This window comes from Streptomyces marincola (genome assembly GCF_020410765.1).
GTDB classification, from domain to species: Bacteria; Actinomycetota; Actinomycetes; order Streptomycetales; family Streptomycetaceae; genus Streptomyces; species Streptomyces marincola.
The window spans coordinates 6363606-6379554 of record NZ_CP084541.1 but is presented as its reverse complement, the minus strand read 5'-3'; the positions used below and the strand labels follow the sequence as shown (position 1 = coordinate 6379554).

Genomic DNA, 15949 nt, shown 5'->3' with positions numbered 1-15949 from the left:
TGTCCTCGGCCGGGGCCTGCTCCAGGATCACGTGCGCGTTCGTGCCCGACGCGCCGAACGACGACACACCCGCCCGACGCGCACGCCCCGTCTCCGGCCAGGCCCGCTCCTCCACCAGCAGCTCGACCGCACCCGCCGACCAGTCCACATGCTCCGACGGCTCATCAATGTGCAGCGACCGCGGAAGCACACCCTCCCGCATCGCCATCACCATCTTGATCACACCAGCCACACCCGCAGCCGCCTGCGAATGACCGATGTTCGACTTGATCGACCCCAACCACAACGGCCGGTCATCCGCCCGATCCCGCCCGTACGTCGCCAGCAACGCCTGCGCCTCAATCGGGTCACCCAACCGCGTGCCGGTCCCGTGGGCTTCGACCGCGTCCACGTCCGCAGCTGCCAGACCAGCGCTGGCGAGTGCCTGCCGAATGACGCGCTGCTGCGAAGGACCGTTCGGCGCGGTCAGACCGTTGCTGGCGCCGTCCTGGTTGATCGCCGAACCGCGCACCACCGCCAGGACCTGGTGGCCGTTGCGCCGCGCGTCCGAAAGACGCTCAAGCAACAGCACACCCACACCCTCGGACCAGCCCGTGCCGTCCGCCGCCGAAGCAAACGACTTGCACCGGCCGTCCGCCGACAAACCACGCTGCCGCGAGAAATCAACGAACGTCGTCGGCGTCGACATCACCGTCACACCACCGGCAAGCGCCATCTCGCACTCACCGTTCCGCAACGCCTGCGCCGCCAGGTGCAGCGCGACCAGCGACGAGGAGCACGCCGTGTCCACCGTCACCGCGGGACCCTCAAGCCCGAACGTGTAAGCCAACCGACCCGAGATCACGCTGCCGGAAGAACCCGTGCCGATGTAGCCCTCGATGTCTTCGGGGACTCGATTCAGGCGGCTCGTGTAGTCGTGGTACATCGATCCCACGAAAACGCCCGTGCGGGACCCACGCACACCATCCGCCGGAACACCAGCCCGCTCAAACACCTCCCACACCGTCTCCAACAACAACCGCTGCTGCGGATCCATCGCCGTCGCCTCACGCGGACTGATACCAAACAACCCCGCATCAAACTCCGCCGCGTCATACAAGAACCCACCCGCACGCGCATACACCTTCCCCCGCGCATCCGGATCCGCATCATACAAACCCTCATCCCAACCCCGATCCACCGGAAAATCACCCACCGCATCCCCACCCGCACGCACCAACCCCCACAAATCCTCAGCCGAACCCACCCCACCCGGATAACGACACGCCACACCCACAATCACCACCGGATCATCCACCACACCCGAACCCACCGACACCACACCAGAACCCACACCCTCCACCACACCACCCATCAACTCACCCAACACAAACCGCGCCAACGCCACCGGCGTCGGATAATCAAACACCAACGTCGCCGGCAACCGCACCCCCACCAACTCACCCAACCGATTACGCAACTCCAACGCCAACAACGAATCAAACCCCAAATCCTTGAACGCCCGCTCCCCACCAATCACCTCACCCGACACATGCCCCAACACACCAGCAACCGCACCCCGCACCACCTCCAACACCACACCCAACCGCTCACCCTCCGACACCCCCACCAAACGCCCCACCAACCCCGAACCCCCACCCACAACCCCACCACCACGCACCACACGCCGACCCCCCACCGACACCAACCCACGCAACACCGACGACCCCACACCACCACGCACCTGCCCCCGCACCACACCCCAATCAAAACGCACCCCAACCACCAACCCACCCAACCCCACACCCCGATCAAACACACCCAACCCCTCACCCACCGACAACCCCACCACCACACCCGCACCCACACCACGACCCACCACACCACCAGTCAACCCCGACTCCACACCCCACAACCCAAACGCCAACGACACACCCGACAACCCCAACCCACGCCGATACGCCACCAACCCATCCACAAACGCATTCCCCGCCGCATAATTCCCCTGACCCGCATTACCCATGATGCCCGCGTACGACGAATACACGGCGAAGAGCCGGATATCCATGTCCAGCGTCAATTCGTGCAGGTTTATCGCCGCGTCGACCTTCGGGCGCAGAACGCGTTCGAAACGCTCCGGGGTGAGGTTCTGCGTGAGCCCGTCGTCGAGGACGCCGGCCGCGTGCACCACACCACGCAACGGGAACTCCGCCGGCACCGACGCCAACGCCCGCGCCAACTCCTCACGATCCGCCGCATCACACGCCACCACCTCGACGGACGCACCAGCCGCCCGCAGCTCCGCCACCAACTCCACCGCACCATCCGCCGCCAACCCACGACGACTCGTCAACACCAACGACCGCACCCCATACCGCTCCACCAGATGCCGCGCCAGCAACCCACCCAACACACCCGTACCACCCGTAATCAACACCGTCCCCGACGCATCCACACCCTCAACCGCGGCCTGCTCCGAACCCGCCCCGGCCCGCACCAACCGCGGCACCACCACACCACCACCACGCACCGCCACCTGCGGCTCATCCAACGCGAGAGCCGAGGCGAGGGCAGACGTCACCCCTTCTTCCGCACCGGCGCTCGGGTCCAGGTCCACGAGCACCAGGCGCCCGGGGTTCTCCGACTGCGCCGACCGGATCATGCCCCACACCGACGTGTGGGCCAGGTCCGTGACGTCCCCGTCCGCCCCAGCGGCCACCGCGCCCCTGGTCACCACGACGAGACGGGACTCGGCGAAACGCTCGTCCGCCAGCCACGCGCACACCTGCTGCCACACGCGCAGCACCGAGGCATGCACGGCCGAAGCCATCTCGCCGGCGGCAAGCGCGGCGGAGGTGGCCTCCCGCCCGGCGTCCGCGGCGCACAGGACCACGGTGGCGGGGACGGTGCCGTCCTCCAGAGCCTCAAGCCCGGCCATGGTCGGCCCGGAAACGCCGAGGGTGTCGTCGCCCCACACGGTCCAGTCGGGGGCGGGAACGGCTTCCGGCGTCGGCAGAGCAGGCCAGTCCAGCCGGAACAGCACGTCCTGCCCAGCCGGCGCCGCGCCGAGCAGCTGCTCGTCCGTGATGGACCGCAGAGTCAGGGAGTTGACAGCGGCGACCGGCTGCCCGGTCCCGTCGGCGATGTCGACGGCAAAGGTGTCCTGGCCCAGCATCTCCAGCCGGACCCGAGCCGCCACGGCGCCCGAGGCCAGCAGGGAGACGCCTGACCAGGTGAACGGCAGCCGCAGGCCACCGTCTCCCTCCGACACCATGGCGTGGAGGGCGGCGTCGAGAAGCGCGGGGTGGATACCGAACGACGCGGCCGAAGCCTGCTCGTCCTCCGGCAGGGCGACCTCGGCGAAGATCTCCTCACCACGCCGCCAGGCCGCACGCAGCCCCTGGAACACCGGCCCGTACTCGTAGCCGGCTTCGGCGGCGGCCGGGTAGAACGCGGAGACGTCGACCGGCTCCGCGCCCTGCGGCGGCCACACCGACAGGTCCGGGCCCGCAGCCGCGTCCGCCGGTTCCTCCGTCAGCACGCCTTCGGCGTGACAGGTCCAGGACTGTTCGATGTCCGCGTTCTCCGGCTGGGAGTAGACGCGCACCTCGCGGCGCCCGGAGGCGTCGGCGGCGCCGACGACGACCTGCACCAGCACGGCTTCGCGCTGCGGCAGGGGCAGCGGGGCCTGGAGGGTCACCTCACGCAGGTGGCCGCTGCCGACTTCGTCGCCGGCGCGGATGGCCAGCTCGACGAACCCGGTCCCCGGGAACAGCACCGTGCCGTTCACCGCGTGATCCGCCAACCACGGATGCGTACGCAACGACAACCGGCCCGTCAGCATCACACCGCCATCGCCGGCCAACCGCACCGCCGCACCGAGCAACGGGTGCTCCGCCGCCGCCAGCCCCGCACCACTCACATCCCCACGACCCGACTCCTCCACCAACCAGAACCGCTCACGCTGGAAGGCGTAGGTGGGCAGGTCCACGCGGTGCACGGCGCGCCCGGCGTAGAACGCCGTCCAGTCCACCGTGGCTCCGTTGACCCACAACTCGGCAGCGGACGCCACCAACCGCGCGGCCTCGTCCTCGTTGCGGCGCAGCGTGCCCACGACGACGACCGGCCCGGTTTCGGTCTCCTCGGCCACCGCCTGCACGCTCATCGTCAGCACCGGGTGGGCGCTGACCTCGACCACCGACCGGAACCCCAACGACAGAGCCGTGCCGACCGCGTCGGCGAACCGCACCGGCTGCCGCAGATTCCGATACCAGTACCCCGCATCCATCCCGGCCGTGTCCAGCACCTCACCCGACACCGCCGACACCAACGGCACCCGAGACGAACGAGGCACAATCGGCGCCAGGTCGGCCAGGATCCGCTCCTCGATCGCCTCCACATGAGCCGAGTGGGAGGCGTAGTCCACCGGCACCCGCCGCGCCCGCACCCCCGCCGCCTCAGCGGCGGCGATCACCGCGTCGAGCCCCGCCACATCACCCGCCACCACCGTCGCCGACGGCCCGTTCAACGCCGCCACCGACACCCCACCCGCACCAGCCCCGGCGAGCAGCTCCTCCACCCGCTCCGCGCCCGCGGCCAGGGACACCATGCCCCCGCCACCGGCCAACTCACGGATCGCGAGCGAGCGCAGCGCCACCACCCGCGCGCCATCCGCCAGCGACAACGCACCCGCCACCACAGCAGCCGCGATCTCGCCCTGGGAATGCCCCACCACCGCAGAGGGCACCACACCCACCGACTCCCACACCGCCGCCAACGACACCATCACCCCCCACAACACCGGCTGCACCACATCCACCCGCTCCAGCCAGCTCTCATCCGCACCCCGCAGCACCTCGACCAACGACCACTCCACGAACGGCGCCAACGCCTCCCCGCACTCACCCAACCGCGCCGCGAACACCGGCGAGCACTCCAACAACCCACGCCCCATACCCACCCACTGCGACCCCTGCCCCGGGAACACAAACACCGACCCGGAAGCAGAACCGGAAGCCGCGACACCACGCGCCGCGTTCGCCACCGCCGCCGCCGAAGCCACACCGGCAAGACCGGACACCAACTCGCCGGTCTCCGCACCCCACACCACGGCCCGGTGCTCCAACACCGCACGCGAGGACGCCAACGCCCAACCCACATCCACCGCATCCACACCAGCACCGCCGACCGCCTCCGCGAGCCGACCCGCCTGACCCGCCAACGCCTCCGCACCACCCGCGGAAACCACCCACGGAAGGATGGGGCCGTCCCACACCGGACCGCGGTCGGCCGCGACGACCACCGCGCCCGGCTCGGCATCCGCCGGCGCCTGCTCGATGATGACGTGCGCGTTCGTCCCGCTGATACCGAACGAGGACACACCCGCCCGACGCGGGCGGCCGTTCTCCGCCCACTCCCGCGCCTCGGACAGCAGCTCCACCGCACCCGCCGACCAGTCCACATGCGACGTCGGCTCATCGATGTGCAGCGAACGCGGCAGCACACCCTGCCGCATCGCCATCACCATCTTGATCACACCAGCCACGCCCGCAGCCGCCTGCGAGTGGCCGATGTTCGACTTCAGCGAGCCCAGCCACAGCGGCTGGCCCTCGGGCCGGCCCTGCCCATAGGTCGCGATGAGCGCCTCGGCCTCGATCGGGTCACCGAGCGCCGTGCCGGTGCCGTGCGCCTCCACCGCGTCGACATCGCGTGTGGTCAGCCCCGCGCTGGCCAACGCGGCCCGGATGACGCGCTGCTGCGAGGGGCCGTTCGGCGCGGTCAGGCCGTTGCTGGCGCCGTCCTGGTTGATCGCCGAACCGCGCACCACCGCGAGCACCCGGTGGCCCTTGCGCCGCGCGTCCGAAAGCCGCTCGACGACCAGGACGCCGACGCCCTCGGCCCACCCCGTGCCGTCCGCCGCCGACGCGAACGGCTTGCACCGCCCGTTCGCCGCAAGACCGCGCTGCCGGCTGAACTCAACGAACATGCCGGGCGTGGGCATCACCGTGATGCCGCCGGCCAGCGCCATCTCGCACTCGCCGTTCCGCAGCGACTGCACCGCCAGGTGCAGCGCCACCAGCGACGAGGAGCACGCCGTGTCCACCGTCACCGCGGGACCCTCAAGCCCCAACGTGTACGCCACCCGGCCCGACACAACGCTCGCCGTGCCACCGGTCAGGGCGTAGCCCTCAACGTTCTGAGACGCTTCGTGCAGCCGGGAGCCGTACTCCTGCGCGATGGCTCCGGCGAAGACACCGGTCCGGGTGCCGCGCAGGGAGGTGGGGGGCAGGCCGGCGCGTTCGAGGGCTTCCCACGACGTTTCCAGCAGCAGGCGCTGCTGGGGGTCCATCGCCAGCGCCTCGCGCGGGCTGATCCCGAACAACTGCGGATCGAAGTCTCCGGCGTCGTAGAGGAAGCCGCCCTCACGGGCGTAGGAGGTGCCGGAACGCGCCGGGTCCGGGTCGTACAGCGCGTCCAGGTCCCAGCCACGGTCGGTCGGGAACGCGCCAACGGCGTCCACGCCCTCCTCGACCAGCCGCCACAGGTCCTCGGGCGAGGACACCCCGCCCGGAAGTCGGCAGGCCATGCCGACGATCGCGATCGGCTCGTCCACCGACACCGCCGACACGGCCGACGGCGCGGCAGCCGCAGCCGTCTCATCGGCGGCCTGCCACACCTGCCCCAGCACGAACGCGCCCAGAGCGGCCGGAGTCGGGTAGTCGAACACCACGCCCGCCGGCAACCGCACACCGGTCGCGGAGATCAGGCGGTTGCGCAGCTCGACTCCGGTGAGGGAGTCGAATCCCAGTTCCTTGAACGTCCGCTCGACGGCGACCGCCTGTGCCGAGCCGTGGCCGAGCACGGAGGCGACGTGTCCGCGCACGACATCGATGACGTAGCGCTCGCGTTCTTCCGCGCTGGGCAGCGCGGCGACGGCGGCGCCGAGCAGTCCGTCCGCGCTTCCGGTGCCGGCTGCCTCGGCCGTGCGCCGACCGGAGACGCGCACCAGTCCGCGCAGCACGGGGGGCAGCTCCGCGCCGCGTTCCACGCGCCTGCGGAGTCCCGCCAGGTCGAGGCGGGCGGCCATGACGACGTGCTCGTCCACGCCGGAGGACGCGTCGAACAGGCGCAGGCCCTCGTCGGCCGGCATGGGGACCAGCCCGGCCCGTCCGAGGCGGGCGATGTCGGCGTCGGCGAGCGCGCCGCCCATGCCGCCGCCCGAACCGTCCCACAGTCCCCAGGCCACGGAGGTGCCGGTCAGCCCTTGGGCGCGGCGGTGGGCGGCCAGGGCGTCGAGGAAGGTGTTCGCCGCCGCGTAGTTCGCCTGCCCGGCGTTGCCGAGCAGGCCGGCGCAGGAGGAGTAGGTCAGGAAGAGCCGCAGGTCGGCTTCCTGGGTGAGGGTGTGCAGGTTGAGGGCGGCCCTGACCTTGGGGCGCATGACCCGTCGTACCTGGTCGGCCGACAGCGACCCGACGACGCCGTCGTCCACCACGCCGGCGGCGTGGACGACGCCGGTCAGCGGGTGTGCGGCCGGGATGGCGGACAGGACGGCGGCCAGTGCGTCGCGGTCGGCCGCGTCGCAGGCGACGATCTCGACCCGGGCTCCCGACTCGGCCAGTTCAGCGGCCAGTTCGGCGGCGCCCGGCGTCTCAAGACCCCTGCGGCTGGTCAGCACCAGCGAACGCACCCCGTGCTCGGCCACCAGGTGGCGGGCGAGGAGCGAGCCGAGCGTTCCGGTGCCGCCGGTGATCAGCACCGTGCCCTGCGGGTCGAGCCCCGCCGGCACGGTGAGCACGATCTTGCCGATGTGCTTGGCCTGGGACATGTACCGGAACGCCTCGGGCGCCCGCCGCACGTCCCACGACTTCACCGGCAACGGACGCAGCGCGCCCTGTTCGAAGAGGCGCACGATGTCGGTGAGGAGTTCGTTCGTGCGCTCGGGGCCTGCTTCGGCCACGTCGAAGGCGCGGTAGCGGACGCCGGGGTGGTCGGCGGCGACCTGTTCCGGGTCGCGGATGTCGGTCTTGCCCATTTCCACGAACCGGCCGCCGCGCGGCAGCAGTTCGAGGGAGGCGTCCACGAACTCCCGCGCCAGCGCGTCCAGCACCACATCCACACCGGCGCCGCCGGTCGCGGCGAGGAAGGTGTCCCGGAAATCCAGATCGCGCGAGGACGCGATCCGCTCCACCGGCACCCCCAGCTCCCGCACGACCTCCTGCTTGGCCTCACTGGCCGTGGCGAACACCGTGGCGCCCAGGTGCTGGGCGAGCTGCACCGCCGCCATGCCCACGCCGCCCGCGGCGGCATGGACCAGCACCGACTCCCCCGCCCGCAACCCGGCCAGGTCCACCAGGCCGTAGTACGCGGTCAGGAACACCACCGGCACCGACGCCGCCTGCTCGAACGACCACCCCACCGGCATCCGCACCACCAACCGCGCGTCCACCGTCGCGAGGGAACCGAAGCCACGCGGGATCAGGCCGAACACGCGGTCGCCGACGGCCAGTTCGGTGACTCCTTCGCCGACCTCGACGACGACACCGGCGGCCTCGCTGCCCAGCATCACGTCGCCCGGGTACATGCCCAGACCCATCAGCACGTCACGGAAGTTGAGGCCGGCGGCACGCACCGCCACCCGCACCTGCCCGGCAGGCAGCACGCCCGCTTCCTCCGGGGCCGGCACCAGCGCCAGCGACTCCAACGTCCCCGCGCCCAGCACGTCCAGGCGCCACGCCGACTCACCCACCGGCGGCACCAGACCACCGCCACCGGCCGACACCCGCACCAACCGGGGCGCCAGCACCACGCCGCCGCGCACCGCGACCTGCGGCTCGTCGCGGCTGAGGGCGGCGTCGACGGCCGCGGGCAGGTGGGACGTGTCCGGGGCGCCGGCCGGGTCGAGGTCGAGCAGGACGACGCGCCCCGGCTGCTCGGTCTGCGCCGCGCGCACGAGGCCCCAGACGGGGGACTGCGCGAGGTCGGCCAGGTCGCTGTCACGTTCCGCCGCGACCGCGCCGCGTGTCACCACGACCAGCCGCGAGTCGGTGAACCGCTCGTCCGCGAGCCAGGCGGTCAGGGTGGCCAGCGCGTCGACGACAGTGTTCTCCGCGGCTTCCGCCACGTCGCCGTTCCGACCGTCCGCTGCCTGCACCGGGAACAGCACGGTGGTGGGGAGGGTGTCGCGGTCTGCGAGCTGGTCGAGGTGCGCAGCGGTCGTGACGTCCAGGCTCAGGTCGTCATCACCGAGGACGGCCCAACCAGCGGTGGTGGGCGCTTCGTTGACGGCGTCCGCCTCGATGGGCGTCCAGTCCACCCGGAAGAGGGAGTCCCGGTCCGTCCGCTGTGCCAGCGAGAGCTGGCCGACCGAGACGGGTCGCATCACGAGCGACTCGACCGCCGCGACGGGCCGGCCGGCGGTGTCGGTGACGGCGATCGCGTACGTGTCGGCGCCCGCGGGAGCGAAACGCGCCCGGAGCTGCGTCGCGCCGGTGGCGGACAGCGCTACGCCGGACCAGGTGAACGGCAGCCTCAGCCCCTGGCCCGCGTCCAGCAGCAGGCCGTGCAGAACGGCGTCGAGCAGGGCGGGGTGCAGTCCGAACCGGGCACCGTCCGCTTGCAGCGGTTCCGGGAGGGCGACGTCGACGAAGATCTCGTCGCCGCGCCGCCAGGCGGCGCGCAGGCCCTGGAAGCCGGGACCGTAGTGGTAGCCCGTCGCCGCCGCGGCCGGATAGAACGTCGAGATGTCCAGGGCCTCGGCGCCCTGGGGCGGCCAGACAGCCAGGTCCGTGCCGGGCTCCGTGGCCGGCTGCCGGCCGAGGACGCCCTCGGCGTGGCAGGTCCAGGCTTCCTCGTTGTCGGCGTTCTCCGGTCGCGAGTAGATGCGCAGGTTCCGGTGGCCGACTTCGTCGGTGACGCCCACGACGACCTGCACCTGGACGGCGCCGCGTTCGGGCAGCACGAGTGGCGCCTGAAGGGTGAGTTCCCGCACCTGCCCGCAGTCGACCTCGTCGCCCGCGCGCATGGCGAGTTCGACGAAGCCGGTGCCGGGGAAGAGGACGGTGCCGCCGATGGCGTGGTCCGCCAGCCAGGCGTGGGTACAGAGTGAGAGGCGGCCGGTGAGCATGACGCCACCGTCGGCGGCGAGATGGACGGTCGCGCCGAGCAGCGGGTGGCCGGCGGCGCTCTGGCCGAGCCCGGCCGGGTCGCCGCTGGTCCCGGACTCCAGCCAGTAGCGCTTGCGCTGGAAGGCGTAGGTCGGCAGGTCGACCCGGCGCACGGCGCGCCCGGCGAACGCCGCCTTCCAGCCCACGGACACACCACGCCCCCAGATGCGGGACAGGGCGCTGGTGAATGTCTCCACCTCGTCACGCTCGCGCCGCGTGGTGGCGACGAACGCGGCGGTGGCGTCGTCCTCGGGCAGGCACTCCGCACCCATCGCGGTGAGCGTCGCGTCCGGCCCCAGCTCCAGGAACGTCGACACACCGGCGTCACGCAGCGCGGCAATACCGTCCGCGAACCGCACCGTGGCGCGCACGTGCCGCACCCAGTACCCGGCCGTGCCGATCTCCTCGCCCGCCGGCTCACCCGTGACGTTGGAGATGACCGGGATGGCGGGGGCCTGGTAGGTGATCTGCGCGGCGATGCGCTCGAACTCCTCCAGCATGGGGTCCATCAGGCGCGAGTGGAACGCGTGCGACACCGACAGCCGCCGCGTCTTCACACCCGTTTCGGTGAGCACCGTGCCGAGCCGGTCGATCGCAGCCTCGTCACCAGCCACCACAACGGACCGCGGCCCGTTGACCGCCGCGATGTCCAGGCCGTCGATGTCGCCCAGGGCCTCGGTGACCTGTTCCGGCGTGGCCTGCACGGAAAGCATCGCGCCACCGGCAGGAAGCGCCTGCATGAGCGAGCCGCGCGCGGCCACCAGACGGCAGGCGTCCGCGAGGTCGAACACGCCCGCCACGTGCGCGGCGGCGATCTCACCGATCGAGTGCCCCGCGACGAAGTCCGGCCGCACCCCGAAGGACTCGATCAGCCGCCACAGCGCCACCTCAACGGCGAACAGCCCCGCCTGCGTGAACACCGTCCGATCCAGATCATCGCTGGTCTCGTCGGCCAGCACCTCAGCCAGCGGACGCGGCAGCAGACCGTCGAACCCGGCACACACCTCGGCCAGGGCACCCGCGAACACCGGGAAGACGCCGGCCAGTTCGGCACCCATCCGGGCCCGCTGCGCGCCCTGCCCCGTGAACAGCACCGCGAGCCGGCCCTCGACCGGACCCTCACCGGCCGAGATCCCGCGCAAGGCCGCGATCAGCTCATCGGTGTTCCGGCCCCATACCACCGCACGCGCGGACAGCTCCGCACGCCCGGAGGCCAACGACCACCCGACGTCCACCGGGTCAAGACCAGGCGTGGCCTCCGCCAGCCGTTCCGCCTGCGCCGCCACGGCGTCCGCGTTGCGCGCGGACACGACCCACGGCACCACTCCGAGGCGGTCGCCCGGCAGCACCACCGGGCCCGGCTCGGCGTCCGCGGGTGCCTGCTCGATGATGACGTGCGCGTTCGTCCCGCTGATGCCGAACGACGACACGCCCGCCCGGCGCGGGCGGCCGTTCTCCGCCCACTCCCGCGCCTCGGACAGCAGCTCCACCGCACCGGCCGACCAGTCCACATGCGACGTCGGCTCGTCGATGTGCAGGGAACGCGGCAGCACGCCCTGCCGCATCGCCATCACCATTTTGATCAGGCCGGCGGCACCGGCCGCCGCCTGCGTGTGGCCGATGTTCGACTTCAGCGAGCCGAGCCACAGCGGCCGGTCCTCCGCACGGCCCTGCCCGTAGGTGGCGATGAGCGCCGACGCCTCGATCGGGTCGCCGAGCGTGGTGCCGGTGCCGTGGGCCTCGACGGCGTCGACCTCGTCGGGGGTGAGGCCGGCGCTGGCGAGCGCGGCCCGGATGACGCGCTGCTGCGAGGGGCCGTTCGGCGCGGTCAGGCCGTTGCTCGCGCCATCCTGGTTGATCGCGGAACCGCGCACCAGCGCCAGCACCTGGTGCCCGTTGCGCCGCGCGTCGGACAGGCGCTCGACCACGAGAACGGCGACGCCTTCGCTCCAGCCGGTGCCGTCCGCCGCCGAGGCGAACGGCTTGCAGCGGCCGTCGGCCGCCAGACCGCGCTGCCGGCTGAACTCGACGAACATGCCGGGCGTGGGCATCACGGTGACGCCGCCGGCCAGCGCCATGTCGCACTCGCCGTTGCGCAGCGCCTGCGCGGCCAGGTGGAGCGCGACCAGCGACGAGGAGCACGCCGTGTCCACCGTCACCGCAGGGCCCTCAAGGCCGAACGTGTAGGCCACGCGGCCCGACACGACGCTCGCCGCGCCGCCGGTCAGGCCGTAGCCCTCGGTGCGTTCCGACGTCTCGTGCAGCCGGACTCCGTAGTCCATGGACATCGCACCGGCGAAGACACCGGTCCGGCTGCCGCGCAGCGAGGTGACGGGCAGTCCGGCGCGTTCGAGTGCCTCCCACGAGGCTTCCAGCAGCAGGCGCTGCTGCGGGTCCATCGCCAGCGCCTCACGCGGGCTGATGCCGAAGAACTCCGCGTCGAAGTCGGGGGCGTCGTGCAGGAACCCGCCTTCGCGGGTGTAGGAGGTGCCCGACTGCGCGGGGTCGGCGGCGTAGAGGGCGTCCAGGTCCCAGCCGCGGTCGGCGGGGAAGGGGGTGAGGACGTCGCGGCCCTCGGTCACCACCCGCCACAGGTCCTCGGGGGACGTGATGCCGCCGGGGAGGCGGCAGGCCATGCCGACGATCGCGATCGGCTCATCGGACACGGCAGGTCCTGTGACCTGGACGGCCGTGTCCTCGTGCAGGTCGAGAAGGGCCGCGCGGAGGTGGGAGGCGAGCGCCTCGGGCGTGGGGTAGTCGAACAGGAGGCCCGAGGAGAGGCTGAGTTCGGTGGCGGCGGCGAGTCGGTTGCGCAGTTCGACGGAGGTGAGTGAATCGAAGCCGATGTCCTTGAAGGACCACCCGGTGTCGATGCTGTCGTCGGGTCCGTGGCCGAGGACGATGGCGATTTCGGCCGTCACGCGGTCGAGAACGGCCCGGACCTGTTCGGCGGGCGACAGGCCGGCGAGGCGTTGGCCCCAGGCGGTCACGGGTTCGGGCTGCGCGTCGATGGGGTCTTCGGCGGTGGGCGGTGCGGTGGTTTCGGGCAGGGGGTCGGGGGTGTGGGCGGGAAGTGCCGTGTCCCCCGGCCGCATCCAGTAGCGCTTGCGTTGGAAGGCGTAGGTGGGCAGGTCGACGCGGTGCACGGCGCGCCCGGCGTAGAACGCCGCCCAGTCCACCGTGGCGCCGTTGACCCACAACTCGGCAGCGGAAGCCACCAACCGCGCGGCCTCGTCCTCGTTGCGGCGCAGCGTGCCCACGACGACGACCGGGCCGGTTTCGGTCTCCTCGGCCACCGCCTGCACGCTCATCGTCAGCACCGGGTGGGCGCTGACCTCGACCACCGACCGGAACCCCAACGACAAAGCCGTGCCCACCGCGTCGGCGAACCGCACCGGCTGCCGCAGATTCCGATACCAATACCCCGCGTCCATCCCCGCCGTGTCCAGCACCTCACCCGACACCGCCGACACCAACGGCACCCGCGACGAACGAGGCACAATCGGCGCCAGGTCGGCCAGGATGCGCTCCTCGATCGCCTCGACGTGCGGGGAGTGGGAGGCGTAGTCCACCGGCACCCGCCGCGCCCGCACCCCCGCCGCCTCAGCGGCAGCGATCACCGCGTCGAGCCCCGCCACATCACCCGCCACCACCGTCGCCGACGGCCCGTTCAACGCCGCCACCGACACCCCACCCGCACCAGCCCCGGCGAGCAGCTCCTCCACCCGCCCCGCACCCGCCGCCAGGGACACCATCCCCCCGCCACCGGCCAACTCACGAATCGCGAGCGAGCGCAGCGCCACCACCCGCGCGCCATCCGCCAGCGACAACGCACCCGCCACCACAGCAGCCGCGATCTCACCCTGCGAATGCCCCACCACCGCAGAGGGCACCACACCCACCGACTCCCACACCGCCGCCAACGACACCATCACCCCCCACAGCACCGGCTGCACCACATCCACCCGCTCCAACCACCCCTCATCCGCACCCCGCAGCACCTCCACCAACGACCACTCCACGAACGGCGCCAACGCCTCCCCGCACTCACCCAACCGCGCCGCGAACACCGGCGAGCACTCCAACAACCCACGCCCCATACCCACCCACTGCGACCCCTGCCCCGGGAACACAAACACCGACCCGGAACCAGAACCGGAAGCCGCGACACCACGCGCCACATTCACCGCGGCGTCGCCATGACCCACCGCGCGCACCCCGGCCAGCACCTCACCGGCCTCCGCGCCCCACACCACGGCCCGGTGCTCCAGCACCGCACGCGAGGACAGCAGTGACCAGCCGACATCGACCGTGTCCGCCTCGGCCACGGCGGCGGCCAGGCGCCTGGCCTGGCGTTCGAGGGCGCGGGGGCTGCGGGCGGAGAGCAGCCAGGGCAGAGGCGGCCGGCCGGTGAGGGCGGGGTCGCCTGAGACGACGCGGGTCCGCGCGTCGGCGGCCTCGGGCGGGGCTTCGGCGAGCACGATGTGGCAGTTGGTGCCGCCCATGCCGAAGGAGGAGACGCCCGCGACGAGCGGCTGGTCCGCGCGCGGCCAGTCGCCGTGGTCGGTCCGCACCCGCAGGCGCAGCTCGTCGAGCGGGATCTCCGGGTTGGGGTTTTCGTAGTTGAGGCTGGCGGGCAGCTCGCGGTGGTGCAGGGAGAGGGCGACCTTGAGCAGGCCGGCGACGCCGGCGGCCCCTTCGAGGTGGCCGATGTTGGTCTTCACCGAGCCGACGGCGAGGGGCTGTTCCGGGTCGCGTGCGGTGCCGAGGACGGCGCCGAGGGCGGCGGCTTCGACGGGGTCGCCGCGGCGGGTGCCGGTGCCGTGGAGTTCGACGTACTGGACGTGGGAGGGGTCGACTCCGGCCTGGGCGTAGGCGTCGCGGAGCACCTGCTCCTGGCCGTCGGTGGTGGGAACGGTGAGGCCCTCGCCGCCGCCGTCGTTGTTCATGGCGCTGCCGAGGATGACGGCGTAGACGGTGTCGCCGTCGGCGATGGCGCGGTCCAGGGGCTTGAGCACGACGAGGCCGGCGCCTTCGCCGCGCACGTAGCCGTTGGCCCGGGAGTCGAAGGTGTAGCAGCGGCCGTCCGGGGAGAGGGCGCCGAACTTGGCGGGGCCGACGGTGCTTTCCGGGATGAGGTTGAGGTTGACGCCGCCGGCGACGGCGATGTCGCAGGCGCCGCTGCGCAGGTTCTCGCAGGCCAGGTGGACGGCGACGAGGGAGGAGGACTGGCCGGTGTCGACCGTCATGCTGGGTCCGCGCAGGCCGAGCGCGTAGGAGACGCGGTTGGCGATGATGCTGCGGTGGAGGCCGGTGACGGTGTGGGCGTTGATGTCCTGGGCGCCGTGGCGGTAGAGCAGGGTGGCGTAGTCGTCCCAGATGGCGCCGAAGAAGACGCCGGTACGGGTGCTGCCGAGGGAGGCGGGGACGATCCCGGCGTGTTCCATGCCCTCCCAGCTCAGTTCGAGCATGAGGCGCTGCTGGGGGTCCATGGCGGTGGCCTCGCGGGGCGAGATGCCGAAGAACGAGGCGTCGAACCGGTCGACGTGGTCGAGGAAGCCGCCCCAGCGGGTGTTCATCTTGCCGCGGCTTGAGATGTCCTCGTCGAAGTAGGTGTCGGCGTCCCACCGGTCCGCGGGTATGGAGGTGATGGCGCTGGTGCCGTTTTTCAGCAGGTCCCAGAACGCGTCGGGGCTGGGCGCGGCGGGCAGCCGGGAGGCGAGGCCGACGATGGCGATGCGGCCGTCGCGCCCTTCGTTCTTCCATCCGGGAATCGTGGTCGTCGCGGGGAAGCCCGAATCTGCCAC

Annotated in this window: 1 protein-coding gene (running past one end of the window); it reads right to left on the bottom strand. The window is 71.9% G+C overall.

Annotated elements, in window-relative coordinates:
• Positions 1-15949, bottom strand: partial view of a type I polyketide synthase gene (locus LC193_RS28175; protein ID WP_226078199.1) — the 5' end (the start) only. It extends 31475 nt beyond the left edge of the window; 15949 of the gene's 47424 nt are visible here — the first part of the coding sequence; its start codon is at positions 15947-15949; its stop codon lies off the left edge, out of view.